Source organism: Lascolabacillus massiliensis (assembly GCF_001282625.1).
GTDB lineage: Bacteria > Bacteroidota > Bacteroidia > Bacteroidales > Dysgonomonadaceae > Proteiniphilum > Proteiniphilum massiliensis.
Window position 1 is genome coordinate 1,548,348 of sequence record NZ_CTEJ01000002.1, and the last position, 24,711, is coordinate 1,573,058.

24 protein-coding genes are annotated in these 24,711 nt (G+C 39.6%); 18 read left to right on the top strand and 6 right to left on the bottom strand.

The window, feature by feature from the left end; genetic code table 11:
• The first annotated feature begins 83 nt into the window (after positions 1–83).
• From BN1354_RS11265 to BN1354_RS11295, 7 genes are all read left to right on the top strand, one after another.
• A complete protein-coding gene (locus BN1354_RS11265; protein ID WP_394331736.1) occupies positions 84–707 on the top strand; it encodes a redox-sensing transcriptional repressor Rex in 624 nt (207 codons plus the stop codon).
• The gene (locus tag BN1354_RS11270) at positions 704–1,318 is read left to right on the top strand and encodes a fumarylacetoacetate hydrolase family protein (protein WP_045090407.1); all 615 of its coding nucleotides are present in this window, start codon (positions 704–706) and stop codon (positions 1,316–1,318) included. The genes BN1354_RS11265 and BN1354_RS11270 overlap by 4 nt, the downstream gene beginning before the upstream one ends.
• 74 nt (positions 1,319–1,392) lie before the next feature.
• A complete protein-coding gene (gene porV, locus BN1354_RS11275) occupies positions 1,393–2,559 on the top strand; it encodes a type IX secretion system outer membrane channel protein PorV (protein WP_045090406.1) in 1,167 nt (388 codons plus the stop codon).
• Positions 2,560–2,579: 20 nt separating this feature from the next.
• Positions 2,580–3,056, top strand: coding sequence for a 2-C-methyl-D-erythritol 2,4-cyclodiphosphate synthase (gene ispF / locus BN1354_RS11280; protein WP_045090405.1), 477 nt, complete (start codon positions 2,580–2,582; stop codon positions 3,054–3,056).
• A gap of 2 nt (positions 3,057–3,058) precedes the next feature.
• The gene (locus BN1354_RS11285) at positions 3,059–3,643 is read left to right on the top strand and encodes a class I SAM-dependent methyltransferase (RefSeq protein ID WP_045090404.1); all 585 of its coding nucleotides are present in this window, start codon (positions 3,059–3,061) and stop codon (positions 3,641–3,643) included.
• Positions 3,644–3,652: 9 nt separating this feature from the next.
• A complete protein-coding gene (locus BN1354_RS11290; RefSeq protein WP_045090403.1) occupies positions 3,653–4,213 on the top strand; it encodes a cob(I)yrinic acid a,c-diamide adenosyltransferase in 561 nt (186 codons plus the stop codon).
• Between the two features lie 53 nt (positions 4,214–4,266).
• Complete coding sequence (locus BN1354_RS11295; protein WP_045090402.1) at positions 4,267–4,488, top strand: DUF2795 domain-containing protein; 222 nt, start codon at positions 4,267–4,269, stop codon at positions 4,486–4,488.
• Positions 4,489–4,591: 103 nt separating this feature from the next.
• On the opposite strand, the gene trxA is transcribed toward BN1354_RS11295, so the two are convergent.
• Both trxA and dnaE read right to left on the bottom strand, forming a co-directional pair.
• Positions 4,592–4,906 carry a thioredoxin gene (gene trxA, locus BN1354_RS11300; RefSeq protein ID WP_045090401.1) on the bottom strand — a complete coding sequence of 105 codons (315 nt, stop codon included), beginning with the start codon at positions 4,904–4,906 and terminating at the stop codon, positions 4,592–4,594.
• A 19-nt stretch (positions 4,907–4,925) separates the two neighbouring features.
• Positions 4,926–8,666 (bottom strand): DNA polymerase III subunit alpha, encoded by a 3,741-nt coding sequence (dnaE, locus tag BN1354_RS11305; protein WP_053827281.1) that lies wholly within the window; start codon positions 8,664–8,666, stop codon positions 4,926–4,928.
• A gap of 283 nt (positions 8,667–8,949) precedes the next feature.
• Here dnaE and BN1354_RS11310 point away from each other — a divergent pair, with 283 nt between their 5' ends.
• Positions 8,950–9,540, top strand: a complete 591-nt coding sequence (locus BN1354_RS11310; protein ID WP_197272059.1) for a DUF1697 domain-containing protein — start codon at positions 8,950–8,952, stop codon at positions 9,538–9,540.
• A gap of 64 nt (positions 9,541–9,604) precedes the next feature.
• On the opposite strand, the gene BN1354_RS11315 is transcribed toward BN1354_RS11310, so the two are convergent.
• Positions 9,605–11,134: a peptide MFS transporter gene (locus BN1354_RS11315; protein WP_053827164.1), complete on the bottom strand. Its 1,530-nt coding sequence runs from the start codon at positions 11,132–11,134 to the stop codon at positions 9,605–9,607.
• A 356-nt stretch (positions 11,135–11,490) separates the two neighbouring features.
• Here BN1354_RS11315 and BN1354_RS11320 point away from each other — a divergent pair, with 356 nt between their 5' ends.
• The 4 genes from BN1354_RS11320 (at position 11,491) to BN1354_RS11335 (ending at position 15,560) form a co-directional block, all read left to right on the top strand.
• The gene (locus BN1354_RS11320; RefSeq protein WP_045090397.1) at positions 11,491–12,345 is read left to right on the top strand and encodes a prephenate dehydratase; all 855 of its coding nucleotides are present in this window, start codon (positions 11,491–11,493) and stop codon (positions 12,343–12,345) included.
• A 76-nt stretch (positions 12,346–12,421) separates the two neighbouring features.
• Positions 12,422–13,591 (top strand): pyridoxal phosphate-dependent aminotransferase, encoded by a 1,170-nt coding sequence (locus BN1354_RS11325; RefSeq protein ID WP_045090396.1) that lies wholly within the window; start codon positions 12,422–12,424, stop codon positions 13,589–13,591.
• Between the two features lie 11 nt (positions 13,592–13,602).
• Entirely contained in the window at positions 13,603–14,691 is a 1,089-nt protein-coding gene (locus BN1354_RS11330) for a bifunctional 3-deoxy-7-phosphoheptulonate synthase/chorismate mutase type II (RefSeq protein ID WP_045090395.1), read from the top strand.
• 95 nt (positions 14,692–14,786) lie between these two features.
• On the top strand, positions 14,787–15,560 hold the full coding sequence (locus tag BN1354_RS11335) for a prephenate dehydrogenase (protein ID WP_045090394.1): 774 nt from the start codon (positions 14,787–14,789) through the stop codon (positions 15,558–15,560).
• A gap of 83 nt (positions 15,561–15,643) precedes the next feature.
• Here BN1354_RS11335 and BN1354_RS11340 read toward each other — a convergent pair whose 3' ends face one another.
• The 3 genes from BN1354_RS11340 to tgt form a co-directional block, all read right to left on the bottom strand.
• Positions 15,644–16,453, bottom strand: a complete 810-nt coding sequence (locus BN1354_RS11340) for a peptidylprolyl isomerase (RefSeq protein WP_053827165.1) — start codon at positions 16,451–16,453, stop codon at positions 15,644–15,646.
• Positions 16,454–16,538: 85 nt separating this feature from the next.
• Positions 16,539–17,642, bottom strand: a complete 1,104-nt coding sequence (locus BN1354_RS11345; protein WP_053827166.1) for an LptF/LptG family permease — start codon at positions 17,640–17,642, stop codon at positions 16,539–16,541.
• Positions 17,643–17,686: 44 nt separating this feature from the next.
• Complete coding sequence (gene tgt / locus BN1354_RS11350) at positions 17,687–18,817, bottom strand: tRNA guanosine(34) transglycosylase Tgt (RefSeq protein ID WP_045090391.1); 1,131 nt, start codon at positions 18,815–18,817, stop codon at positions 17,687–17,689.
• Between the two features lie 202 nt (positions 18,818–19,019).
• On the opposite strand from tgt, the gene lipA reads away from it, so the two are divergent.
• From lipA to BN1354_RS11380, 6 genes are all read left to right on the top strand, one after another.
• Entirely contained in the window at positions 19,020–19,883 is an 864-nt protein-coding gene (gene lipA, locus BN1354_RS11355; RefSeq protein ID WP_053827167.1) for a lipoyl synthase, read from the top strand.
• An 80-nt stretch (positions 19,884–19,963) separates the two neighbouring features.
• Positions 19,964–20,671: a lipoyl(octanoyl) transferase LipB gene (gene lipB / locus BN1354_RS11360; RefSeq protein WP_045091010.1), complete on the top strand. Its 708-nt coding sequence runs from the start codon at positions 19,964–19,966 to the stop codon at positions 20,669–20,671.
• 104 nt (positions 20,672–20,775) lie between these two features.
• Positions 20,776–21,771, top strand: coding sequence for an AAA family ATPase (locus tag BN1354_RS11365; RefSeq protein WP_045090389.1), 996 nt, complete (start codon positions 20,776–20,778; stop codon positions 21,769–21,771).
• A gap of 23 nt (positions 21,772–21,794) precedes the next feature.
• Positions 21,795–22,667 (top strand): DUF58 domain-containing protein, encoded by an 873-nt coding sequence (locus BN1354_RS11370; RefSeq protein ID WP_053827168.1) that lies wholly within the window; start codon positions 21,795–21,797, stop codon positions 22,665–22,667.
• Positions 22,668–22,702: 35 nt separating this feature from the next.
• Complete coding sequence (locus BN1354_RS11375) at positions 22,703–23,725, top strand: hypothetical protein (protein ID WP_053827169.1); 1,023 nt, start codon at positions 22,703–22,705, stop codon at positions 23,723–23,725.
• Positions 23,722–24,705, top strand: a complete 984-nt coding sequence (locus BN1354_RS11380) for a vWA domain-containing protein (protein ID WP_045090387.1) — start codon at positions 23,722–23,724, stop codon at positions 24,703–24,705. Before BN1354_RS11375 ends, BN1354_RS11380 begins: the two co-directional genes overlap by 4 nt.
• The last annotated feature ends 6 nt before the right edge of the window (positions 24,706–24,711 follow it).

Consider the following 24,711-nt stretch of genomic DNA (forward strand, 5'->3'; position numbering starts at 1 on the left):
AATTTATCTTTAAATATAGATTAAAATATTTAAATTTCTCCGAAAAGAATTTATCTTTGTAACAAAAAGATATGTCAGTGCAGATGAATTCTAATAAAATCCCTGAACCGGCACTCCGGAGACTCCCTTGGTATTTATCATACGTTAAACTTCTAAAGAGCCAGGGCGAAAAGTATGTTTCCTCAACAAAAATAGCTAAGAAGATAGATGTTTCAGCTTCTCAAATCGCTAAGGATCTTTCATTCGTAGAGATTAGCGGAAAAACAAGAGTAGGTTATGATATAGATGAACTGATTAATGTTTTAGATACATTTTTAGGTTTCAAAGTGATACATAAGGCAGTCCTTTTTGGTGTTGGTAGCCTTGGTGCTGCGTTGTTGTCCGACTCAGGTCTTGAGCAGTACGGACTGAAAATCATAGCCGGTTTTGATGTTAATAAATCAGTTGTTGATACTAAAATACATGATATACCTGTATATCACAGCGATGAATTTATCCAAATGAACAAGGAGATTGATGCCGAAATAGGAATTCTTACTGTACCTTCGGGTGTTGCTCAGGAGGTTTCAGATTATATGATCAGCGGAGGTATAAAAGGGGTATGGAATTTCACTCCGTTCCGTATACGTGTTCCGTCTGGTATCGTGCTCCAGAACACTTCGCTATACGCACATCTTGCAGTTATGTTTAACAGGTTAGATTCATGAAGATTTTTGCCATAGGTCTTAATTACGACTCCCACAATAAAGAGATGAAACGTACGTTTGAAAGTAAAGAGCCGGTTTTATTCATGAAACCGGATACTGCTTTGCTTAAGGACGGAAAACCATTTATGCTGCCCGATTTTTCTAATGAGATTCATTATGAAACAGAGCTGGTTGTAAAAATAAACCGTTTAGGAAAGAATATTGCAGAGCGTTTTGCTCATCGATATTATGATGAGATAACGGTGGGGATTGATTTTACAGCCCGCGATATTCAGCGAAAACAGAAAGAGCTTGGATTACCATGGGAGATTGCAAAGAGTTTTGATAACTCAGCTGCAATTGGTAAGTTCATATCCAAGAGTGAAGTGGATGATATTCAGAATATCAATTTTCATCTTGATATAAATCAAAACAGAGTTCAGCAAGGTAACACTAAAGATATGATTTATTCTGTTGACAGGATTATTTCTTATATTAGCAGATTCTTTACATTGAAAATAGGAGATCTTATTTTTACAGGAACACCTGCCGGTATAGGTCCGGTCAGCATAAACGATCATCTGCAGGGATATATAGAGGAGAGAAAATTGCTGGATTTCAGGGTTAAATAAAAATAGCCCTTTTTTATTATTCAAAGAACAGCGTTCCTTAATTATTTCCCTCAGAGTATAAATATCTAACTAACATGCACAAACAATTAGTATCATTACTGCTTTGCGTCATCCTGGTTTCACTTCCCGGTTATCTCAAGGGTCAGGAACAGGAGTATAATCCAATTCTCACAGCTATGCCTTCGTTGCAGATTGCGCCCGACGCAAGAGGAGGTGGAATGGGTGATATAGGGGCTGCTACAATGCCTGATGTATATTCTCAGCACTGGAACGCTGCTAAATATCCGTTTGTAACTACTGAGGCAGGTTTGGCTTTCTCATACACTCCATGGCTTAACAGATTAGTGAATGATATTAATCTGCTTTATGCTTCCGGATTCTGGAAATTCGGAGATCAGGATCTTAATGTTATAAGCAGCTCTATTCGATATTTTTCTCTGGGTGATATTGATATCTTTGATATGGGAGGAGATTTTACTCAGAGTGTTAATCCCTACGAACTCGCGCTGGATGTTGCATATTCACGTATGCTAAGCGAGACCTTTTCTGGGGCAGTAACTTTGCGTTATATACGTGCCGATTATTCAACCGGTGATGGTGAAACAACCCCGGGTAATGCTATTGCAGCAGATATTGCAGGGTATAATGAAACATATTTCAATATGGGTCGCTCCGAAGCTCTGCTGGGTTTTGGTTTTAATCTTTCAAATATAGGAACAAAAATTTCTTATGATGGTGGAGAGACATCAATGTTCCTGCCAACAAATCTCAGATTAGGTACATCATTAGGTTATCCTATTGACGCGAAGAATAGTATTACATTGAGTATCGACCTGAATAAACTTATGGTGCCAACTCCTCAGCTTCCAGGTGAAGATGAGACTGAAGAGGAGATGTTTAAGCGTATTGAGGATTACAATAATATCTCTTCAATTGGCGGAATATTCACTTCACTGGGTGATGCACCCGGTGGTTTCAAAGAGGAGATGCAGGAGGTTATGTGGTCACTTGGTGCTGAGTATGTATATAATAATCAGTTTTCTCTTCGTACAGGTTATTTCAATCAGAGTGAATATAAGGGAAACCTCAGGTATGTTGCCTTTGGTGCAGGATTCAGGATGAAAGCCTTTCATATTGACGCAGCATATCTTGTGTCAACTTCACAGTCTAACCCGCTTGACCAAACTTTGCGAATCTCTTTAGGATTTGATATTGAAGGTCTCCGAAATTTAATGAAATAATATTTTAATCTATTCTCACGATGTTAAGAGTTGGTTTTGGTTATGATATGCATCAGTTGCAGAAAGGTCGCGATCTTTGGATTGGTGGTATCAAAATTGATTATCATCTTGGCCTGAAAGGGCATTCTGATGCTGATGTCCTGATCCATGCAATATGTGATGCACTGCTTGGTGCTGCAAATCTGAGGGATATAGGATTCCATTTTCCCGATACTTCCGATGAATATGAAAATATTGACAGCTCCATATTATTGAGGAAAACTATCAAACTGCTTAAAGATAAAGGTTATTCTGTGAATAATATCGACAGTACCATATGTGCAGAAAAACCTAAACTAAATCCATTTATTCCGGCAATGCAGCAAAGATTGTCAGAAGTGATGGGTATCGACACCGACCTGATCTCTATTAAGGCCACTACTTCCGAAAAAATGGGCTTTGTTGGAAGAGAAGAGGGTATTACTGCTTATGCTGTTGTTTTGATCGAAAAAGGCTGATTATGGCGCTTATCAGTTGGTTGTTACGTAAGAGACAATCTAAGGGTTACGGGGTTCACTCTCCTTTCGCTTTTAACCTGATTACTCAAGTACTTTATTCTCCTTATGGATATTATGCATTCGCTGATATTGCAAACAGGGTGGGATATGATCCTTACGAAGAGTGCAATCAGATGCTTTTCAGACTTGTGAACCATTTCAAACCTAAAAGAATACTGGAGATCAATCCAGGTGATGGGATTAGTACTCAATATATCTTAGCTCCATCTTCAAAAACAGTATATACCTCAGTCGAAGCAGATAAACTGAATGTGTTTGATAATGAAACTATTCTGAGAGAAAAATTTGACGCGTTGTTTATGAATTTGGATTCAGAGAATAATTTTGTATCTTCATTGGACAGATTGTTTGAAATCAGCAATGAAAACACATTCTGGGTTATCAATAATATCAACAGTAAAGGGAGTAAACAATTATGGCGTTGTATCGTTAATGATGCAAGAATAAATGTTACATTTGATTATAAGAACAGAACAGGAATTGCTTTTCTGCGATCTGCATTTTATAAACAACATTATAGAGTATAAAATCTGAAAATGAAGAAGAGTTTAATATATACCAAAACAGGTGATAAGGGGACAACCGGACTTGTAGGTGGTACAAGGGTTCCTAAGACTCATATACGCCTCGAAGCTTATGGTACGATAGATGAGCTTAACAGTCACATCGGTTGGCTAAACTGCTCTGTTGAGGAGCCTGAGCACAATGATTTTCTCCGTTATATTCAGCATAAACTGTTTACCATTGGTTCATATCTGGCCACTGAAACGGAGACAAAACAGCCCAAAGAGGCTAGTATTTTATCGGATAAAGATATTGAACGACTGGAGAAACAGATTGATCTGCTGGATAGTGAACTTCCCCGGTTAAACCGCTTTGTGCTTCCCGGAGGCAATGAATCAGCATCAAGAGCGCACATATGCAGAACTATTACCCGCAGGGCTGAACGAAATGTTTATAGTGTGGCAGAAAAATACCCAGTGGCAGATGAAGTGCTGATCTTCTTAAATCGTTTGTCAGACTACTTCTTCCTGCTTGCCAGATTTGAAAGTAACAAATCTTCACAAGAAATATTCTGGGAACAGGGGGATATATGAAAAGTTTTTATACATTTGCGGAAAATTAGAAGTTTAAATTAAATTATATATCAATGTATTGGACACTTGAATTAGCATCAAAATTGGAAGATGCTCCCTGGCCCGCTACTAAAGATGAGTTGATTGATTTTGCTCAACGTTCGGGCGCACCATTGGAGGTTATTGAAAATCTTCAGGAGATAGAAGAGGAAGGCGAGATCTTTGAATCAATTGAAGATATCTGGCCTGATTACCCAAGTAAGGAGGATTTCTTCTTCAACGAAGATGAGTATTAATTCAGGGTGCATCTAAAAAAAAACAAGCATCCCAGTCACTTAAATGTGTTGGGATGCTTTTTTTTATATCTGCTGATTGTTAGCAGTGTCTCTGATATCTCTATTAAATCAGTTTGTCAATCTTGTCAGTGAATAGCTTCTTTGGGCCTGCACCAACAACCTTGTCTACTACTTCACCGTTCTTGATGAACAATACTGTAGGAATATTTCTGATTCCATATTTTGATGTGGTTTCATCATTATTGTCAACATCTAGTTTTCCAACAACTACTTTGTCTTTGTATTCATTGCTGATCTCATCAACAATTGGTCCAACCATTTTGCAAGGTCCGCACCATTCTGCCCAGAAGTCAATAACTACCAATTTGTCTGTTTGCAACACCTCTTCTACGGTTGCATCTGTAATTTGTAATGCCATATTATTTCTTACTTATTTGTTAATTTATTTTGAAATCGATTAGCAGGTTATCCTTTAAATAATCGATAAATCGTTTGTTCACCTGTATCTTGGTTGAACGTGAAAAAAGTTGTATATTCATATGTGACTCCTCACCTATGATATTGAAATATAACAACGAATTTCCGTAATTGTTTTTTACCAGAGCTGATAATTCCGTAACAACGGTGTCATCTAATTCAGTCAGAGGTATTTGCAGCGTGATCTTATTTACAAGTTTATCCTTCATTTCGGATAAAAGATTGATACTGCTTATCTTAACCTCCAGCTCGTCAGGTCTGAATCGTTTGGGCTGTACTTTAGCCTGTATGTATAATGCCAGTCCTATTCGTGCATATTTGCTAAAGTTTACACTGTCTTCGCTAAACAGAGCTATCTCAAAACTGCCGTAATAATCCTCTATTTTGAAGATTGTGTATGGTGAGCCTCTTTTGGTTTGGCCTTCCCTAACTACTGTCACCATTCCTCCAAAAGTTATATCTCTTCCATTGAGAGCGTCAAGATCCTGAAGTTTCAGAGTGTCGGCACTGCACACATATTTCAGTATAAACTCATAATCATCAAGTGGATGTGCAGACAGATAGATGCCAATTAACTCACGCTCCTTATTCAGTCGCTCCATATCCGACCACCTCCCGGTATTGGGTATCTCGGGACGTGATATCAGAAATGAAGTGTCATCACCAAACAGAGAGGTCATTGCCTCCATTTTGTCCATCTGGTACTTACTGCCATAACGGATTAAAGTGTCTATAAACTCCTCATCCTTGCTGTTTCGAGCAAAAAACTGTTCTCGTTTAATGTTTGGCAAAGAATCAAATCCGCCTGCAAGTGCCAGCGCTTCAATAATCTTACGGCTCACTGATGATAGGTTTACCCTTTCAACAAAGTCAAATATATCTTTGTACTGACCGTTTTTGTTTCGTTCCTCAATAATATCGTTTACAGCACCCTGACCAACACTTTTAATTGCACCAAGCCCAAAACGGATATCACCCTCTTTGTTTACAGAGAATTTTAGGAGAGATTCATTAACATCGGGCGAAAGCACATTGATACCCATTGCCTTGCACTCATCCATAAACTTTGTGATCTCAGTAATATTGTTGAGGTTGTTTGAGAGAACCGCAGCCATATACTCAGAAGGGTAGTTAGCTTTTAACCAGGCAGTCTGATATGCAACCCATGAGTAGCAAGTAGCATGAGATTTGTTAAATGCATAAGAAGCAAACTTTTCCCAGTCGGCCCAAATCTTATTCAGCGATTTCTCATCATAGCCATTCTTTTTTCCGCCACTAAGGAACTTTTCCTTAAGGGCCATCATCTTGTCGATCTGCTTCTTTCCCATCGCTTTGCGCAGCTCGTCCGATTGCCCACGGGTGAAGTCGGCAAGCAATCTCGACAGAAGCATCACCTGTTCCTGATAAACCGTAATACCATACGTTTCACTCAGGTATTTCTCCATAATCGGGAGGTCGTAACTGATCTCCTCCCTTCCATGCTTACGCCTGATAAACTCAGGTATATATTCCATCGGACCAGGGCGATATAAGGCATTCATCGCAATCAAGTCCTCAAACTTGCTCGGCTGAAGCTCTTTCAGGTACTTCTGCATACCGGCAGACTCAAACTGAAATGTTCCGGTAGTCTGTCCGTTGCAATAGAGTTGATATGTCTTTTTATCTTCCATATCAATCTCATCAATGTTGATCTTTACGCCACGGTTTATTTCTATATTGGTGATAGCATCTTTTATAATAGAAAGAGTCTTGAGCCCCAGAAAGTCCATCTTTATCAGACCTGTCTCCTCAATCACAGAGCCTTCAAATTGAGTAACCAGAAGCTTCTCTTTGGTCTCCTTATCTTCAGCAGTACTAATAGGCACTACATCCGATATGTCGGTCTGTCCAATAATAACACCGCATGCATGAACTCCGGTACTTCTAACATTACCCTCAAGCATCTGAGCATACTTTAACGTATCGCTCACCAGAGGGTCGCTGCTCTCTGCAGCCTCTTTGAGTTCAGGTACAAACTCGATTGCATTACCCAGGTTCAGCTTTTTATTCGGTATCCTGTCAGGTACAAGCTTAGCTAGTCTGTTCGACTCTGCAAGGGGTAGCTTGTGAACCCTGGCAACATCCTTGATTGACATCTTTGTTGCCATAGTGCCATAAGTAATAATATGTGCAACCTTCTCATTCCCATATTTTTCAGTTACCCATCTAAGCACTTTGCCTCTACCTTCATCATCAAAGTCGATATCGATATCAGGCATAGATATACGGTCGGGATTCAGGAAACGCTCAAAAAGGAGGTTATATTTTAGTGGGTCGATATCTGTAATCCTGAGGCAGTATGCAACGGCTGAACCAGCTGCTGAACCGCGACCCGGTCCAACTGCAACATCCATCTCCCTTGCTGCACTTATGAAATCCTGTACAATAAGGAAATACCCGGGGAACCCCATATTCTTTATTGTGTCAAGCTCAAACTTCAGTCGATCAATAATCTCATCATTAAGATTCTCGCCATACCGCATCTGGGCTCCTTTTTTTGTAAGGTGGGTGAGGTAATCCGACTCCAACTTAACTCGTATCACTTTGTCATAGTCACCCAGACGGTGGAATGTATCCTCTCCAAATTCATCAATTAGATCCTGTTCGCTGTACTTCTGCTTATACTGCTCTTCAGTACCAAATTCAGGGTCAATAGGGTAGAAAGGCATCAGCGGAGGATTATCGATTGAATAAAACTCAACCTTGTCTGCAATCTCAAGAGTGTTTGATAAAGCCTCGGGAATATCAGCAAAAACCTGATTCATCTCAGCGGTAGTCTTAAGCCACTCCTGTTTAGAATACCTCATTCTGTCAGGGTCGTCAAAATCCCTGCCGGTGCTCAAGCATATCAGTCGGTCATGCGCATCAGCATCCTCCTCGTTCACAAAGTGTACGTCGTTGGTAGCAATCAGCTTGACATCATATTTTCTTGCAATTCTTATCAGCTCCTCATTCACCTTTTGCTGCTTTGGATAGGTGGTCTGATCAGCATCCGGACGATCAGTCTTATGGCGTTGCAGCTCAATATAATAATCATCGCCGAATACCCTCTTGTACCACTGTACAGCCTCTTCAGCTTCGTTAATCTGACCGTTATCAACCTTTCTTGATATCTCACCACCAAGGCAGGCGGATGAAACTATCAATCCTTCACTGTATTTCTCCAGCAGCTCTTTATCTATACGTGGACGGTAGTAAAAACCTTCTGTCCAGCTCTTCGAAACAATCTTGATCAGGTTCTTATAACCCTTTAGGTTCTTGGCCAGCACCACTAGGTGCCATCCGCTTCCATCAACCTTATCACTCATCTGAAACCTGTCCCTGCGTGCCAGGTAACATTCGCATCCCACTATAGGTTTAAAAAGTTTTTTTTCTGTTTCAGTCAGTTTGGCTTTCAGCTGCTTAATCTGATCACTATCTCCTTCAGTGCTCTCCAATTTTTTTATCTCACCTTTAATTTTGTTTATTTCTGATTTTACAGGTGAGTTTTTCTTATTTACATAGTTGAGAAACTCCTTAATACCATACATTGCCCCATGGTCGGTAAGTGCAATAGCCTTCATGCCATCGCCGTGGGCTTTATCTACCAGCCGTGCGATACTTGCCTGCCCGTCGAGCAACGAATATTGAGAGTGAACGTGTAAATGTACAAATGGTTGCATATCTGAGATGTAAGATTTTTTGAGGATCCGTACAGGCAAATATACGGAAAATAGAGCATTATTTTTTGGATTATCGGCAGAAGTTATCAACCGATCATGATATCTATCAATAATAAATAGGCATAATTTGTAAGTAAAACCATTCTATATCAGTCTTGTCCGGACCTTAAAATCTACCTGTTTAAATAAAGTATATAAGAAGAAGGTATGACCAATGTAAGAGTAATGTAAGACAAATATAAGGAGCCGGTAAGAGTCCTATTAAACTGTTTTAAATACAAAAATGTTATACTGTTTTAATAGTGAGATTAAGGTTCAATTCATTAAGTCTATGATCTATATTGCACTTTTCAGAGGAATCAACGTAGGTGGAAATAACAAGGTTGATATGAAAAAGCTTAAAAGTCTGCTCGAACGTACAGGGTTTGAAAATGTGGTAACATATATCAATTCGGGGAATGTAATATTTAAAAAAAGTGGTGGAGGCAGTGAAGCTGAACTTGCAAGAATCATTGAGCAGGCTGTGAAAGATGAGTTTCAGCTCGATCTAAAAATAGTTGTTATTAACAGTAATCACCTGGATGCCATCTGCAGAGAGATACCGGCAGACTGGGTAAAGAATGATGAGATGAGAACAGATGTTCTGTTCTTATGGGAAAAGTATGACTACCCCGGGGTGCTCGATATTATAAAGTATAAGGAGGTAGACAATGTGAAATATGTACCGGGTGCACTGGTGTGGAATGTTAGAGAGAAGGATTACACTAAAAGTAATATGGTAAAACTGGTAGGGACCGACCTGTACAGACATATAACTATCCGAAATGTTAATACAGTGAGAAAGTTACATGAGATGGTAAATAATCTGGAGTGATAATAAAAAAGGAGCTGTACTATTGGAACAGCTCCCTGACTTTATACTGATTTTATAATCTGCTCTATTTTGCAATTTTCTCAAGCCATTTCACCATTGCAAGCATAGTGAACATTGATATGAGACACGCAACTACAAACAGCATCCATGTAACAGTCATTGAGAATGATGTATAGAAGATTGCTCCGATAAACAGCAGACTGTTCCCAACTGCAGTTGCTCCAAGCCATGCACCCTGCATGATTCCCTGATATTTTGGAGGTGCAACTTTAGATACGAAGGAGATACCAAGTGGGCTGATAAACAGCTCTGCCACAGTTAGAATAAAGTAGGTTCCGATAAGTAACCATGGTGTTACACGAGCTGCGTCGGTTAATCCACCCATAGCGTCAACTTCCGATTTCAGTGGCAGACCCATTGAGCCTAATGCCATTACAGCGTATGCTAATGCAGCAATACCCATACCTATTGCTATCTTTCTTGGAGTTGAGGGCTCTTTGCCTTTAGCTCTCAGCCATCCGAAGAAGCCAACGATGATTGGAGTAAGGAATACTACGAAGAATGGGTTAATCGACTGGAATATTTCAGCTCCCTGAAGAGTAACAACTCCCAGGTCGATCTTTATAAGACTGAGATTGGTAAAGTCCTTTGCGAAATATGTAAGTGTGAGTCCGTTCTGATGGAAAGAGAACCAGAAAAAGATTACCACTGCAAAAACTGCAAACAGTGCGTATAGTCTCTGTTTAACCTCTTTAACATCCATTTCAACAATAGCCTCACCGTTTTCTGCTACTACCTTTTTATTTGCAGGGTCTGGGAATCTGTTTTTGTTTGTAATAAATACTACCAAAGAGATAAGCATTGCAAAAATTGCAACTGCAAAAGCATAATGGAATCCAGTAGTAAACACATTCAGATACTCATTTGCAAATGTTGTAAGATCAGTGTGACCAACATTAGAAGCAAGTTGCTGAAGTCTGTTTACCCCTTCAGGAGTAATTGTATTTCCGAGATATTGATGAATAAGGTCAGGCAGGTCAGCAATATATGTGAAACCATTTTTCTCAACCCACCAGTTTCTTACCCAAATAGCAAGAAATGGAGCGAAAATTGCACCAATATTTATAAACATATAGAACAGCTGGAATCCTGAGTCACGCATTTTAGCATATTGAGGATTGTCATACATCTGTCCCACCAGCGCTTGCAGGTTACCTTTGAAAAGACCGTTGCCAAAAGCGATAACAAGAAGACCAAAAGATGTTAAAGCCAGAAGTAGACCAAACTTATCGGCAGGTACCGGAGTTTGAGTTGGAATAGCAATAATGATGTAACCGAGAGTCATCAGTAGCAGCCCGGTTAATATAACTCCCTTGTAATTACGGGTTTTATCTGCCAGCAATCCTCCTACCAGTGCAAGCAGATAGATAGATGCATAAAAGATTGAGTAGATGATACCTGTTTGAGTCTCGTCGAGACCAAATTTTGTCATTATAAACAACGAGAGTATAGCCATCATGGTATAAAAACCAAATCTCTCTCCCATATTTGCCAGCGAAGCAGCCAGCAAGCCCTTTGGATGATTTTTAAACATTGTGTATTTATTAAGTTAATATAATATAGTTTCCGGGAAATTTAAATGGCAAATATAACAAGATTTTTATAATAACCGCAGATGGATTTTACGAAATGTGATGAATGAGTGCTACTTGTAATATTTTCTCGTCATATTGTTTGGAAATATAAAAAATTTAGTACATTTGCACTCATTATCACAAAAAAAGCAATAAAGTGAACAATTCAATTTTTGCATATTCTTTCGGTTTTTACTTTTACTTTAGTAGGTGAAGGCAGGATTTTATATGCAAAAAATGAAGATAAAAAACATATCAAAATAAAATAAAGTCCTGTCGATAACACGATGGGACTTTTTCTTTTATAAGAAAGAGTATGAAAAGAGTAGCCATACAAGGTGGAGTAGGAGCATATCACGAAATCGCAGCACGTGAGTATTTTAAGGGTGAGGAACTGGAAATTGTGCCTTGCAGCACATTTAAGGATATATTTATTGAGGCAGAAAAAGATCCGGATCTTATAGGTATTATGGCAATAGAGAATACCATTGCCGGTAGTTTATTGCAAAATCATGATCTTCTGAAATTAAACAAATTACAGATAGCGGGAGAGCAGAAACAGCGGATTTCGCACTCACTTGCAGTCTTGCCTGGAGTAAAAATTGATGAAGTGCAGGAGGTTATGTCGCATCCGATGGCGTTGATGCAGTGTGAAGAGTTTCTCGATACACTGACCGGTATCAAGATTGTTGAGCATGATGATACAGCATTGGCAGCCAGAGATATAAAGGAGAAGAATATGAGGTCAACAGCTGCAATATGCAGTAGTCTTGCCGCAAAGATATATGGATTGGATATTCTTGCAGAGGGGATAGAGACAAATAAAAGAAACTTCACCCGCTTCCTAATCCTGGCAAAAGGTGATATGCTGCGTGAAGTACAGAAAGAGAATAATATAAATAAATCATCTCTCGTATTCATACTTCCTCATAATGAGGGGAGTCTGTCAAAAGTATTATCAGTATTATCCTTCTACGGTATCAACCTGACACGAATTCAGTCACTCCCAATAGTAGGCAGAGAGTGGGAGTATCAGTTTTACATCGATCTAACTTTTAGCGATTATAACCGTTATAAGCAATCGATTGATGCAATAATGCCTCTGATAAGTAATCTGAAAGTACTCGGTGAGTACCGCGAAGAGAAACATAAAATGAATCAGGATCAGTAAGAAGAACTGGTTATAAGTAAAGTAGTTATAAAATAACAGGTAGTAGAAAAAGTAATAAAGAACATTATAAGATATTATGAGTATTGAACCGGCAGAACATATAAAATCGATATCAGAATATTACTTCTCTGTGAAACTTGCTGAAGTTGCACGAATGAATGCAGAAGGTAAGAATGTGATTAGTCTTGCCGTCGGGGCACCCGACCGTATGCCATCGCAATTGACTATAGAGACACTTTGTTTATCGGCACAGCGACCAGATGTTCACGCATATCAGCCATACACCGGTATACCTGAGCTTAGGAAAGCATATGCAGGTTGGTATAAGCGTTTTTTCAATGTTGATCTCTCTGTTGACGAGGTGTTGCCTCTGATTGGATCAAAAGAGGGTATTCTTCATATATCAATGACTTTCCTGAATGTGGGTGATGGAGTATTGGTTCCCAATCCAGGGTATCCTACATACAGATCGGTTTCCAATCTGCTCAGAGCAAAAGTTATAGAGTATGACCTGCTGGAAGATGATGGCTGGTATCCCGATTTTGATGCATTGGAAAAGATGGATTTGTCAGGTGTTAAACTTATGTGGGTAAATTACCCTAATATGCCAACCGGAGCAAAAGGATCTACCGAGCTGTTCGAGAAGCTGGTTGCTTTCGGGAAAAAGCATGAAATCATAATCTGTCATGATAACCCCTACAGTTTTATACTGAATGATAAACCCATGAGCATTCTTTCAGTTCCCGGTGCAAAAGATATCTGCATAGAGCTGAACTCATTGAGTAAATCGCATAACATGTCAGGCTGGCGCATGGGTATGCTTTCCTCAAATGCACAGTTTGTAAAATGGGTACTCAAGGCAAAAAGTAATATTGATAGCGGGCAGTTTAAACCTATGCAGTTGGCAACTGTAGCAGCTCTTTCCAATAGCGACGAGTGGCATACAGATATGAACAGGATTTATGCTGAGCGAAGGGTATGGGCAGAGAAAATAATGGATCTGCTAAATTGCAGATATGATAAAAGTCAGGTCGGCCTGTTCGTATGGGGTAAACTCCCCGATGAGGTGTCTGGCAGTGAAGAGTTTATAAATGATATACTATATAAAGCAAATGTATTTATTACTCCGGGGTTTATCTTCGGAAGTAATGGAGAGAGATTTATACGCATCTCATTAGGGTCGTCGGTCGACCTGATCAAAGAAGCATATAGAAGAATAGAAAATAAAATTAAAACAGAAAATTAAATAATTAAGATATGGAATTCGAATCAATTTTATTACCGGGAATAGATGCAAAGAGACCATTGGTTATCGCGGGTCCCTGCAGTGCAGAAACTGAAGAGCAGGTGATGACCACTGCAAAACAACTTGCTGCAACCGGAGTTAAAATATTCAGAGCCGGAGTATGGAAACCAAGAACAAAGCCGGGTGGTTTTGAAGGGATTGGAAGTTCTGCACTGAAATGGATGAAAGAGGCAGAGAAAGAGACAGGCATGTATATGTCTACAGAGGTGGCAACTGAAAAACATGTTTATGAGGCATTGAAGTATGGAATCGACCTGCTTTGGATTGGTGCCCGTACAGCTGCCAACCCGTTTGCAGTACAGGAGATTGCAGATACCCTGAAAGGTGTTGATATACCTGTATTGATTAAGAACCCTGTTAATCCTGATCTGGAGCTGTGGATTGGTGCACTTGAGCGACTATACAATGCAGGCATTAAAAAGCTTGGTGTGATACATCGCGGTTTCAGCACAACAGATAAAACAGTCTATCGTAATCTGCCGCAATGGCACATCCCAATTGAGCTTAAACGCAGATTCCCGACACTGCCAATTCTTTGCGATCCCAGTCACATTGGAGGTAGTCGCGATTTGATATTCAAGCTTAGTCAGCAGGCCATGGACCTCAACTATACCGGTCTGATTGTAGAGACTCACTGTTCACCAGATGATGCGTGGAGCGACAAAGCACAGCAAATTACACCTGCTGCTCTTAAAGATATTCTCGACAGGATTGTTATTCGCGATACTGTGCAAACAACAGAAGACCTGTCGGTACTTCGTGAGCAGATTGATGAGCTGGATAATGAGTTACTGCAGCTTCTGGCCAAGAGAATGCGTGTATCCAGAGAAATTGGACAGTATAAGCTTGAGCATGATATGCCAATCCTTCAGACACAGAGATATGATCAGATTTTGACCGACCGTGCATACCAGGGTGAGAGAATGGAGATGTCGGGAGATTTTGTAAAAAAAATACTTGAAGCCATTCATTCGGAGTCGGTCAGACAACAGATGCTGATTATGGAGAGGGAGAAAAAGGGAAATAAATCGGCTGAATAGGAAGATTATTAATTAGCATAATAGAGTTAGAACACTCAAATATAGTTTTTCAGACTGTATAGAGAATTTGACAATAGAATAATTTAAATAGTATAATGAGAATATTAATTCTTGGCGCAGGTAAGATGGGTTCATTTTTTGCTGATGTGCTCAGTTTCGATCATGAGGTGGCTGTTTTGGATACAGATCCCAAAAAGATGAGGTTTATTTATAATACGCAAAGGATGACTGACCCTGCCGATGTGAAGGAGTTTGCTCCTGAGCTGGTTATAAATGCAGCTACGCTAAAATTCACTATTGAAGCATTTAACAACGTACTTGAATATCTTCCTAAGAACTGTATCCTTAGTGATATTGCATCTGTTAAGACAGGGTTAGAGGAGTTCTATAAAAAGTGCGACCACCCCTATGTTTCAACACATCCAATGTTTGGACCCACCTTTGCAAGTCTGAGTGATTTAAGTACACAGAGCGCAATTATCATTACTGAGTCGTCGCATCTTGGCAAAGTATTCTTCAGAGACCTCTATAAAGGTTTGAAACTAAATGTATTTGAATACACTTTTAAACAGCATGATGAGACAATTGCCTACTCATTATCAATACCGTTTGCATCCACCCTTGTATTTGCTTCTGTAATGAAGCATCAGGATGCACCGGGTACTACTTTCAAACGTCATATGAATATTGCTCAGGGCTTGCTCTCTGAGGATGATTTTCTTTTAACGGAGATACTTTTCAATCCTTACACATCAGGGCAGGTTGAACAGATTCGGGAGAAGCTTAAGGAGCTGATTGATATTATCGACAACAAAGATTCTCAGAGGATGAAGAGCTTTTTGACTGAAGTCAGAAAAAATATTGAGTAGTAATTGTCTGCAAAAAGAAAACAAAATAATCTAACCGGAGTGGTTAGATTATTTTGTTTTAAATCCAGTTACAGAAATATATTTTATTCTACATATATTCTTATAATTTTTGCATCGGTTTTTGGGCGGCTTCTTTCGTCTACCTCTAATGCTGCAATCTTGTCGATAACACTTAAGCCTTCTATCACCTCACCAAAAACGGTATATTCACCATCAAGGTGATGTACTCCACCAACAGATGAGTATGCCTCTTTAACACCTTCCGGCCAGATGAATTTTCCCGGTGCAATTGCATATAGCGAGTCAACTATACTGAGAGTAGAATCCAGTAAATTATTAAAAGCCTGCTTTTCTCCAATTTTGGCAAGACTGTCCAGTCGTGCTTTGTGGGGACTATAATAGGTTCTTATTAACTGATTCTTTATTGGCACATTCACTACCATCTCCATTGTATCCAGTCGCCCCTCACTATATTTTTGTCCATGTACAATATATAGCTGGGAAGCGTCGGACTTCTTCTGCGGATTTTCATTATCCCCTTTTCTGGGTGCAGCGAGTGCACCTTTTTTGTGCACCCTGTTTTTTCTGAATTCAGGCATCAGTTCCATGTCAGAGCGACCGCTTCCTATCTGTATCCCAGGAGGAGCATTTCGTGAGTCCTGTGCACCTCCCTGTATAACAAAGTTCTTTACTACTCTGTGGAAAAGTGTTCCGTTGAAATATCCATCTTTAATAAGTTTAAGGTAATGCTCACTATGCACAGGTGTATCATCATACAAAATAGCCTTCATTGTGCCATAGTTGGTTTCAATTACCACAACAGGGTAGTTTGTCTGCGCTCTTACAATGGTTGCGCATACCAGTAGAGTCAATAGTAATATTTTTCGTTTCATAATAATCAGACGATTTAATTAACTAATAAGTTTAACTTGTCCTCCAATCACTCTAAACTGTTGCCCTGCAGTTCGGGTTTAACTGTTAGTTCGGAGCCTTCTTATAGATAAAGAATGCAATACCGCTAAAAATAATATTGGGGATCCAGGCAGCAACAAAAGGACTCATATTACCCTTCACCGCGAAGGTTGAGCTTACAGTCATAAAGAGGATATAAGCCATGCTTAATGCCAGTCCAATACCGATATTAAGACCCATGCCACCCTTTACCTTTCGTGCAGAGATTGAGGCACCTATAATAGTAAGTATAAAAGCAGAAAATACCATTGCAATACGTGAATGGTATTCAATCTGAAATGGCTGTATGTTTCCCATTCCACGCTCTTTCTGACTCTTTATATAACTCCTAAGCTGAGGAGAAGTCATCATCTGCTGATCAGAAGAGGCTATGATAAAGTCGTTAGGAACAATATACAGAGTAGTATCAATAGATGTGCCGGTAGTGATTTTCTCATGAATACCGTCAAACTCTCGTATCTGATAGTTACGGATTGTCCATTTATATGCCGAGTCATATCGAATAGTCTGAGCAGTAAGTCTTGAGTCAAGTTCAAGATCATTGAAGTGATCCATCGAGAAGTTATAACCGGTATTACTTGCCAGGTCGAAATTATCAAAATAGACTATAGTGCCCGGTCCCACCTTAAACTGTATATCCCTGTCACCCGTTTTCTTCTTTCTCGGGTCAACATATGTCTGTTCAAACTCTATACGAGTTGAGTTTGCCGGTGGAATAATAAAGCTGCCGAAAACAAATGTAAACATAGCTATAACAAAAGCAGAGATCATGTAGGGTTTTAGTAATCGTCTGAAGCTTATGCCATTTGAGAGTATTGCGATAATTTCTGAATTGTTAGCCATTTTGGATGTAAAATAGATAACCGCAAGAAATACGAAGAGAGGGCTGAATAGATTGGTGTAATATGGGATAAAATTGAGATAGTAGTCAAATATAATACCATGAATAGTTGCATTATTTGACATGAACTTATCAATCTTTTCATTTATGTCGAATACCACTGCAATAGATATAATCAGTGCAATCATGAAAACAAAAGTTCCCAGGAATTTCTTGATTATATACCAATCAAGTTTTTGTATTCTGTAATAATCCCTATCTATTCTCATGCAATTAAATATATTGGCTCCAAAGGTATAAAAAATCAGGATCTCTATAACCTGCGTGTAACGTTTTCAATCATCATCGGCTTCCACTGAGAAAAAGTGCCATCGATAATATGCTTTCTAGCCTCTTTCATCAGCCAGATATAAAAAGCCAGATTATGAATTGAGGCAATCTGTAATCCCAGTATTTCGTTGCTGTTGATAAGATGACGAAGATATGCCTTACTATAGAGAGTATCTACATAAGAAGCACCATCCTCCTCTATAGGAGAGAAGTCGTTCTTCCACTTCTCGTTACGCATGTTCATAACACCCTGTTTGGTGAAGATCTGTCCATTGCGGCCATTACGGGTAGGCATTATACAGTCGAACATATCCACACCCCTTTCAATAGCCTCAAGAAGATTTTCAGGCTTTCCCACACCCATGAGGTAGCGGGGTTTATCTTTTGGCAGAATATCATTTACAAGCTCTACCATCTCATACATCTTCTCTGTTGGCTCACCTACCGCTAATCCGCCAATAGCATTGCCATCAGCTTCCAGTGCCGCGATATTCTCTGCAGCACGGCGGCGAAGATCGGGATATACACACCCCTGTACGATTGGGAAAAGAGATTGTTTATGACCATACGGACATTCGGTCTCATTAAAGCGCTTAATACATCTTTCCAGCCAACGTTCAGTAAGTTCAAGTGATTCTTTGGCATAAGCATAGTCAGCATCTCCCGGAGTACATTCATCAAATGCCATAATAATGTCAGCACCTATAGTACGCTGAATATCCATAACCTTCTCCGGAGTGAAGAAATGCTTTGAACCATCGATGTGAGACCTGAACTCAGCTCCCTCTTCTGTGAGTTTTCTGTTTTCCGTAAGAGAGAATACCTGGAAACCTCCACTGTCGGTGAGCATCGGCTTGTTCCAGCTGTTGAACTTATGCAAACCTCCTGCACCTTTTAAGATTTCTAATCCCGGACGGAGATATAAATGATAAGTGTTGCCAAGAATAATCTCCGCACCAATATCGCTCTTCAGTTCGTTGATATGTACCGCCTTGACACTGCCTACGGTGCCAACAGGCATAAAGACAGGAGTCTCTATTTCACCATGATCGGTTTTGATCAGTCCCGCTCTCGCGTTCGATTTTGTATCTGTATGAATTAATTGGAAATCCAACTCGCTTATTTTGTGTTAAGTTTAAATGCAAAGATAGAGTTTTTGACGTTACAAATAGAATTGTACCTGCTTAAAAAATGCAATGAACAGATACGAATTAGTGTAAAGTGGAATAAAATCGTATTTTTGTCAGTAGTTACATTTTAAAATCACATAATGACTCGTTGTTTTTTTACAACGTGCATAAACATAGTTAATTATTATGGAAAATAAACCGGAATTAATGACAAGAAAGCCTGATTGGCTGAAGATATCTCTCCCTCAGGGAAAGGAGTATCTAAATGTTAAAGATGTTATAGCGAGAAAAAAACTACACACAATTTGCGTTAGCGGCAAATGTCCAAATATGTCAGAATGCTGGGGCAGAGGCACAGCAACATTTATGATTTTAGGAGATATATGCACAAGAGCATGCAGATTTTGCTCAGTAAAGACCGGCAGTCCAAGAGGCATTGTTGACTGGGGTGAACCGGAGCGACTGGCAGAAAGTATCAAGAGTATGGAACTGAGGCATGTGGTGCTTACAAGTGTTGACAGGGATGACCTGCCAGATGGTGGTGCCGGATTCTGGGCAACAACTGTAAGAAAGGTTAAAGAGGTTAATCCGCATGTGACAATTGAGACTCTCATTCCTGATTTTAACGGGGTAGAGGAGCATATTAACCTTGTGATTGACTCAGGACCTAATATTGTTTCTCATAATATGGAAACAGTAAGAAGACTTACACCCAAGATCCGCAGCAGGGCAAAGTATGACACCAGTCTGAAGACACTTGAGACAATTGCAAAAAGTGGAAAGGCGAAACCTAAGTCAGGAATCATGGTTGGTTTGGGTGAACTTGAGGAGGAGGTTATACAGACCATGGATGATCTTATTAATGTAGGTTGCAGGGTACTTACAATTGGTCAGTATCTGCAACCCACCAAAAAGCATCTTACAGTAAAGGAGTTCATAAAGCCAGATCAGTTTAAGAGATATAAGGAAATAGGACTCGAAAAGGGTTTCCAGTTTGTTGAGAGTGGTCCTTTGGTCCGTTCTTCCTATCATGCGGAAAGGCATATCTAATTAGATGAGTATAGGATTGAGATTACACAATAAATCAGAAGTTTCTAAATAATAATTTAGTGAGGGAGTTAACAGGTGTAATGAAGAGGGTTGAGTTTCAGAATCTTGGGCGAATACGTTATAAGGATGCCTGGGATTATCAGCAGAAGTTATTTGACTTGGTTGTCAATGAAAAAATTGATATGAAGGGAAAAGAGGGACTTGAAGGTTTCTCTGAAAAGAGCCTGAAGCAATATCTTCTGTTCTGTGAACATGAGCATGTCTTTACAATCGGCAAAAGTGGGAACAGACAGAATTTGCTGATTGCAAGACATCTGTGTGAGAGTAGAAATATCGACCTCCACGAAATTGACCGGGGTGGAGATATAACATATCACGGACCTGGTCAGCTTGTGGTTTACCCGATTATCGACCTTGAAGAGTATGGTATAGGCATTAAAAAATATATCTCCATGCTGGAAGATGTAGTGATTAAAACATTAAAACATTTCGGTCTGGAAGGTGATAAAGATGAGAAAGCCATGGGGGTGTGGATTGATTCAAAAGATCCGGTTAAAGCGCGTAAGATATGCGCAATAGGAGTCAGAGTGAGCCGTTTTGTTACAATGCATGGTCTTGCCCTTAACGTCAATACTGATCTATCTTATTTTGATTATATCAATCCCTGCGGATTTACCGACAGAGGGGTAACTTCAATTGAAAAGGAGGTTAACAGAAAAATTGATATGAATGATGTTTCAGAAAGAATGAAAGAGGCTTTTGCAGAAGTGTTTGGAATGACTTACTGATCTCATTTACTTAATCTTTTTTAACCACAAATGTTTATGAAACCGCTTTAACATTCCTAAATTTGTGATTCGTGAAACAGACATCCATTTAACAATTAAATTTTATGAGCCAAACTGTTGATATTAAAGAGTTAAACGAGAGGATAGAGCGCAAAAGTGCCTTTGTACAGACATTGGTTACCGGGATGAACAGGGTAATAGTTGGACAGAAACATCTTGTTGAATCACTGTTGATAGGGTTACTGTCTGACGGTCATATTCTGCTTGAAGGTGTGCCGGGGTTGGCAAAAACACTGGCTATTAAAACACTGGCTCAGCTAATTGATGCAAAATACAACCGTATTCAGTTTACTCCTGACCTTCTGCCCGCGGACGTGATTGGAACCATGATATACAGTCAGCGCAACGAAGAGTTCCTGGTTAAACATGGTCCTGTATTTGCTAATTTTGTTCTTGCTGACGAGATTAACCGCGCACCTGCTAAAGTTCAGAGTGCACTTCTGGAAGCTATGCAGGAACGTAACGTTACAATTGGTGAACAAACATACAGGTTGCCAAATCCATTCCTGGTAATGGCAACACAAAACCCTATAGAGCAGGAAGGTACATATCCGCTGCCGGAAGCACAGGTTGACCGTTTTATGCTTAAGGTAGTTATCTCATATCCAACAAAAGAGGAGGAAGCACAGATTATTCAGCGCAATATATTTGAACCGATTACAACTGATGGTGCTGTTGTCTCAACAGATGAGATACTGGAAGCACGTAAAGTTGTACAGGAAGTTTATATAGATGAAAAGATAGGTAAATATATTGTTGATATTGTATTTGCAACCCGCTTCCCTGAGCAGTACGGCATGTCAGGTTTAAAAGATATGATCGATTTCGGAGCATCACCCCGTGCATCTATCAACCTTGCTCTGGCTGCCAGAGCATATGCCTTTATCAAGCGACGCGGGTATGTGATTCCTGAAGATATTCGTGCAGTATGCCACGATGTTCTGCGACATAGAATTGGATTAACATATGAGGCAGAAGCAAACAATTTAACCTCTGAAGAGATTATCAGCGAGATACTGAACAAGGTTGAGGTGCCTTAATCTGAAAGAGCATAAGGGTATAGATGGAAGCAACTGAACTACTTAAAAAAGTACGGCATATTGAGATAAAAGCGCGTGGTCTTTCCCGAAATATTTTCGCGGGAGAATATCACTCAGCCTTCAAGGGAAGAGGTATGGCTTTCTCTGAAGTGAGGGAGTATCAGTATGGTGATGACCTGAGAGATATCGACTGGAACGTTACTGCCCGCTATAATAAACCCTATATAAAGATTTTTGAGGAGGAGCGTGAGCTTACTGTAATGCTGATGATTGATGTGTCGGAGAGTTTGGGCTTTGGTTCCAGATCGGTTCTTAAACGTGATATGGTAGCCGAAATAGCTGCAACACTGGCTTTCTCTGCAATACAGAACAATGATAAGATAGGTGTGATATTTTTTACTGATAAAGTTGAAAAGTTTATACCTCCCAAAAAAGGGAAGAAGCATATACTTTTTATTATTCGTGAGATATTGGGCTTTGAACCGGATAGTAAGGGTACCGACCTCAATATGGCAATAAGGTATATGACTAATGCTATCAAGAAAAGATGCACGGCATTTTTAATATCGGACTTTATAGATTCTGCCGACTATAGCAAGGCTTTGCAGATTGCAAACAACAAGCATGATATAGTGGCAATCCAGGTGTATGATGAGTTAAGCACTAATCTGAAGTCAGTTGGACTGATGAAGGTGAGAGATCCTGAAACGGGTGGTGAGCAATGGATTGATACATCATCCAAGAGGGTAAGGAATGCTTACAGATCCTGGTGGGAGAATTTGCAAAATAATAAGAACATTGCTTTCAGGCAGAGTGGTGTGGATAATATATCGGTTTCTACAGAGAGTGATTATGTTAAATCGTTACTACAACTTTTCCAACAAAGAAAACATTGATTACGAAAAAACTACATAATGTATTACTGCATTGTATGATACTGACTGCTTTATTATTGCTGTCGGTGTCTACTGTTGAGGCTCAGAGAGCTTCGGCCCATGCTACTATTCAACCAACAGAAATATTGATTGGTGAGCAGGCTTTGATTAATGTTAAAGTGATCTCTCCAAAGGATAAAACAATCTCTTTTCCAGTATATGAAAGTGAGATAGTGCCTGGTATTGAGGTTATAACGATGCTTCCGCCGGATACATTGATAGAGAATAATGTGATGACTCTTAATTTTAAGTATGTTGTCACCTCGTTTGATTCTACTCTCTATCATATTCCTTATATTCCGGTTTTTGATGGTACAGATACAATTTTTTCAAACTCGTTTGGACTTAAGGTTACATCGCCTGATTTGTCTGATTCCACACTTTCTTATCTGGAGAAGATGAATAGGGGGGAGACTGATTCTATCGACTTTGAGCAACTTCAGCTATATGATATTAAGCCGGTTCAAAAAGCTCCTTTTGTGTGGACCGATTATCTTTGGATCTTATGGATTGTGCTGGGTGTTGCCTTGTTAATTGCATTGATTGGGTTGATAATATATCTGATATTGAAGAAGAAGAAAAAAGGATATATATTTAAACCACCTGTTGTTCAACCTGCACATGTAAGGGCTTTGAAAGACTTGGATAAACTAAAGGCCGAGAAGTTATGGCTGCAGGGTCGTGAGAAGGAGTTTTACAGTAAACTTACCGATATTCTTAGACACTATATTTATGAGAGAGAGGGTATTAATGCTATGGAAATGACCACAGGAGAGATTCTTAATGAGGTGAGAAAATTGGAGGAGGTTGATTCGGTTTATAATAACCTGAAACAGATTCTTACTACATCAGACCTGGTTAAGTTTGCAAAATATAAACCCTATCCTGATGAGAATGATTTGAGCTTGGTTAATGCCTATTTCTTTGTAAATCAAACCCGAGAGCCTGATCCGATCTCAAAAAGCGAGGAGTTGGAGAAATTAGAAGGAGAAAATAATAAAATAAAAGAAACGACATGATTTTTCTGCATCCTGAATATCTATGGTTATTATTACTACTTATCCCTCTGATAGTGTGGTATATAGTGCGATTGTCCAAGATGCAGGCATCGTTTAAACTGGCATCTGTAAATGCATTCAAGGGGGTTAAGCCCGGACTTAAGGTCTATATGAGGCATTTGCCATTTGTATTGAGAGTAATCTCAATTGGATTAATAATTTTGGTAATTGCACGTCCTCAGTCAGTTAACAGCTGGGAGGAGAGTGAGTCGCAGGGAATAGATATAGTTCTGGCACTTGACGTGTCGGGATCAATGTTGTCACAGGATTTACAACCGGACCGATTACAGGCTGCTAAAAAAGTTGCATCTGAATTTGTGACTGACCGCAGGAATGATAATATTGGATTAGTCGTTTTTGCAGGTGAAAGTTTTACACAATGTCCGCTGACAACAGATCACACTGTATTGCTTAATCTGCTTAATGAGATTGAATTTGGACTTATAGATGATGGGACGGCTATTGGACTAGGACTGGCTACTTCTGTTAATCGTCTAAAGGATAGTGAATCGCAATCTCGTGTTGTGATTCTGCTTACAGACGGAACAAATAACAGGGGGCAGATTGCTCCGCTTACTGCTGCTGAAATGGCCCGTTCATATGGGATCAGGGTATACACAGTTGGTGTTGGGACTAAGGGAATGGCTCCCACTCCGGTACAGACACCATTTGGCGTAAGAATGCAGAATATGGCTGTTGATATTGATGAGAAGACACTTACTGAAATTGCTGCGATGACAGGCGGACAATATTTCAGAGCTCAGGATACAGAAGGTCTCAGACAGGTTTACGAAGAGATCGATGAGATGGAGAAATACCTGATCAGCGTACAGAATGTAACACAGCGTCAGGAAAAGTTTCTGATGTTTGCTCTTGCGGCTATGGCATTGATTTTGCTTGAGTTGATTTTACGAAGAACATGGTTGAGAAGTATACCATAATTTCAT

Excerpts from the sequence above, each read along its gene's own strand:
- BN1354_RS11265 (WP_394331736.1), top strand. The coding sequence starts at position 84 with ATGAATTCTAATAAAATCCCTGAACCGGCACTCCGGAGACTCCCTTGG.
- BN1354_RS11270 (WP_045090407.1), top strand. The coding sequence starts at position 704 with ATGAAGATTTTTGCCATAGGTCTTAATTACGACTCCCACAATAAAGAG.
- porV (WP_045090406.1), top strand. The coding sequence starts at position 1,393 with ATGCACAAACAATTAGTATCATTACTGCTTTGCGTCATCCTGGTTTCA.
- ispF (WP_045090405.1), top strand. The coding sequence starts at position 2,580 with ATGTTAAGAGTTGGTTTTGGTTATGATATGCATCAGTTGCAGAAAGGT.
- BN1354_RS11285 (WP_045090404.1), top strand. The coding sequence starts at position 3,059 with ATGGCGCTTATCAGTTGGTTGTTACGTAAGAGACAATCTAAGGGTTAC.
- BN1354_RS11290 (WP_045090403.1), top strand. The coding sequence starts at position 3,653 with ATGAAGAAGAGTTTAATATATACCAAAACAGGTGATAAGGGGACAACC.
- BN1354_RS11295 (WP_045090402.1), top strand. The coding sequence starts at position 4,267 with ATGTATTGGACACTTGAATTAGCATCAAAATTGGAAGATGCTCCCTGG.
- trxA (WP_045090401.1), bottom strand. The coding sequence starts at position 4,906 with ATGGCATTACAAATTACAGATGCAACCGTAGAAGAGGTGTTGCAAACA.
- dnaE (WP_053827281.1), bottom strand. The coding sequence starts at position 8,666 with ATGCAACCATTTGTACATTTACACGTTCACTCTCAATATTCGTTGCTC.
- BN1354_RS11310 (WP_197272059.1), top strand. The coding sequence starts at position 8,950 with ATGTTATACTGTTTTAATAGTGAGATTAAGGTTCAATTCATTAAGTCT.
- BN1354_RS11315 (WP_053827164.1), bottom strand. The coding sequence starts at position 11,134 with ATGTTTAAAAATCATCCAAAGGGCTTGCTGGCTGCTTCGCTGGCAAAT.
- BN1354_RS11320 (WP_045090397.1), top strand. The coding sequence starts at position 11,491 with ATGAAAAGAGTAGCCATACAAGGTGGAGTAGGAGCATATCACGAAATC.
- BN1354_RS11325 (WP_045090396.1), top strand. The coding sequence starts at position 12,422 with ATGAGTATTGAACCGGCAGAACATATAAAATCGATATCAGAATATTAC.
- BN1354_RS11330 (WP_045090395.1), top strand. The coding sequence starts at position 13,603 with ATGGAATTCGAATCAATTTTATTACCGGGAATAGATGCAAAGAGACCA.
- BN1354_RS11335 (WP_045090394.1), top strand. The coding sequence starts at position 14,787 with ATGAGAATATTAATTCTTGGCGCAGGTAAGATGGGTTCATTTTTTGCT.
- BN1354_RS11340 (WP_053827165.1), bottom strand. The coding sequence starts at position 16,453 with ATGAAACGAAAAATATTACTATTGACTCTACTGGTATGCGCAACCATT.
- BN1354_RS11345 (WP_053827166.1), bottom strand. The coding sequence starts at position 17,642 with ATGAGAATAGATAGGGATTATTACAGAATACAAAAACTTGATTGGTAT.
- lipA (WP_053827167.1), top strand. The coding sequence starts at position 19,020 with ATGGAAAATAAACCGGAATTAATGACAAGAAAGCCTGATTGGCTGAAG.
- lipB (WP_045091010.1), top strand. The coding sequence starts at position 19,964 with ATGAAGAGGGTTGAGTTTCAGAATCTTGGGCGAATACGTTATAAGGAT.
- BN1354_RS11365 (WP_045090389.1), top strand. The coding sequence starts at position 20,776 with ATGAGCCAAACTGTTGATATTAAAGAGTTAAACGAGAGGATAGAGCGC.
- BN1354_RS11370 (WP_053827168.1), top strand. The coding sequence starts at position 21,795 with ATGGAAGCAACTGAACTACTTAAAAAAGTACGGCATATTGAGATAAAA.
- BN1354_RS11375 (WP_053827169.1), top strand. The coding sequence starts at position 22,703 with ATGATACTGACTGCTTTATTATTGCTGTCGGTGTCTACTGTTGAGGCT.
- BN1354_RS11380 (WP_045090387.1), top strand. The coding sequence starts at position 23,722 with ATGATTTTTCTGCATCCTGAATATCTATGGTTATTATTACTACTTATC.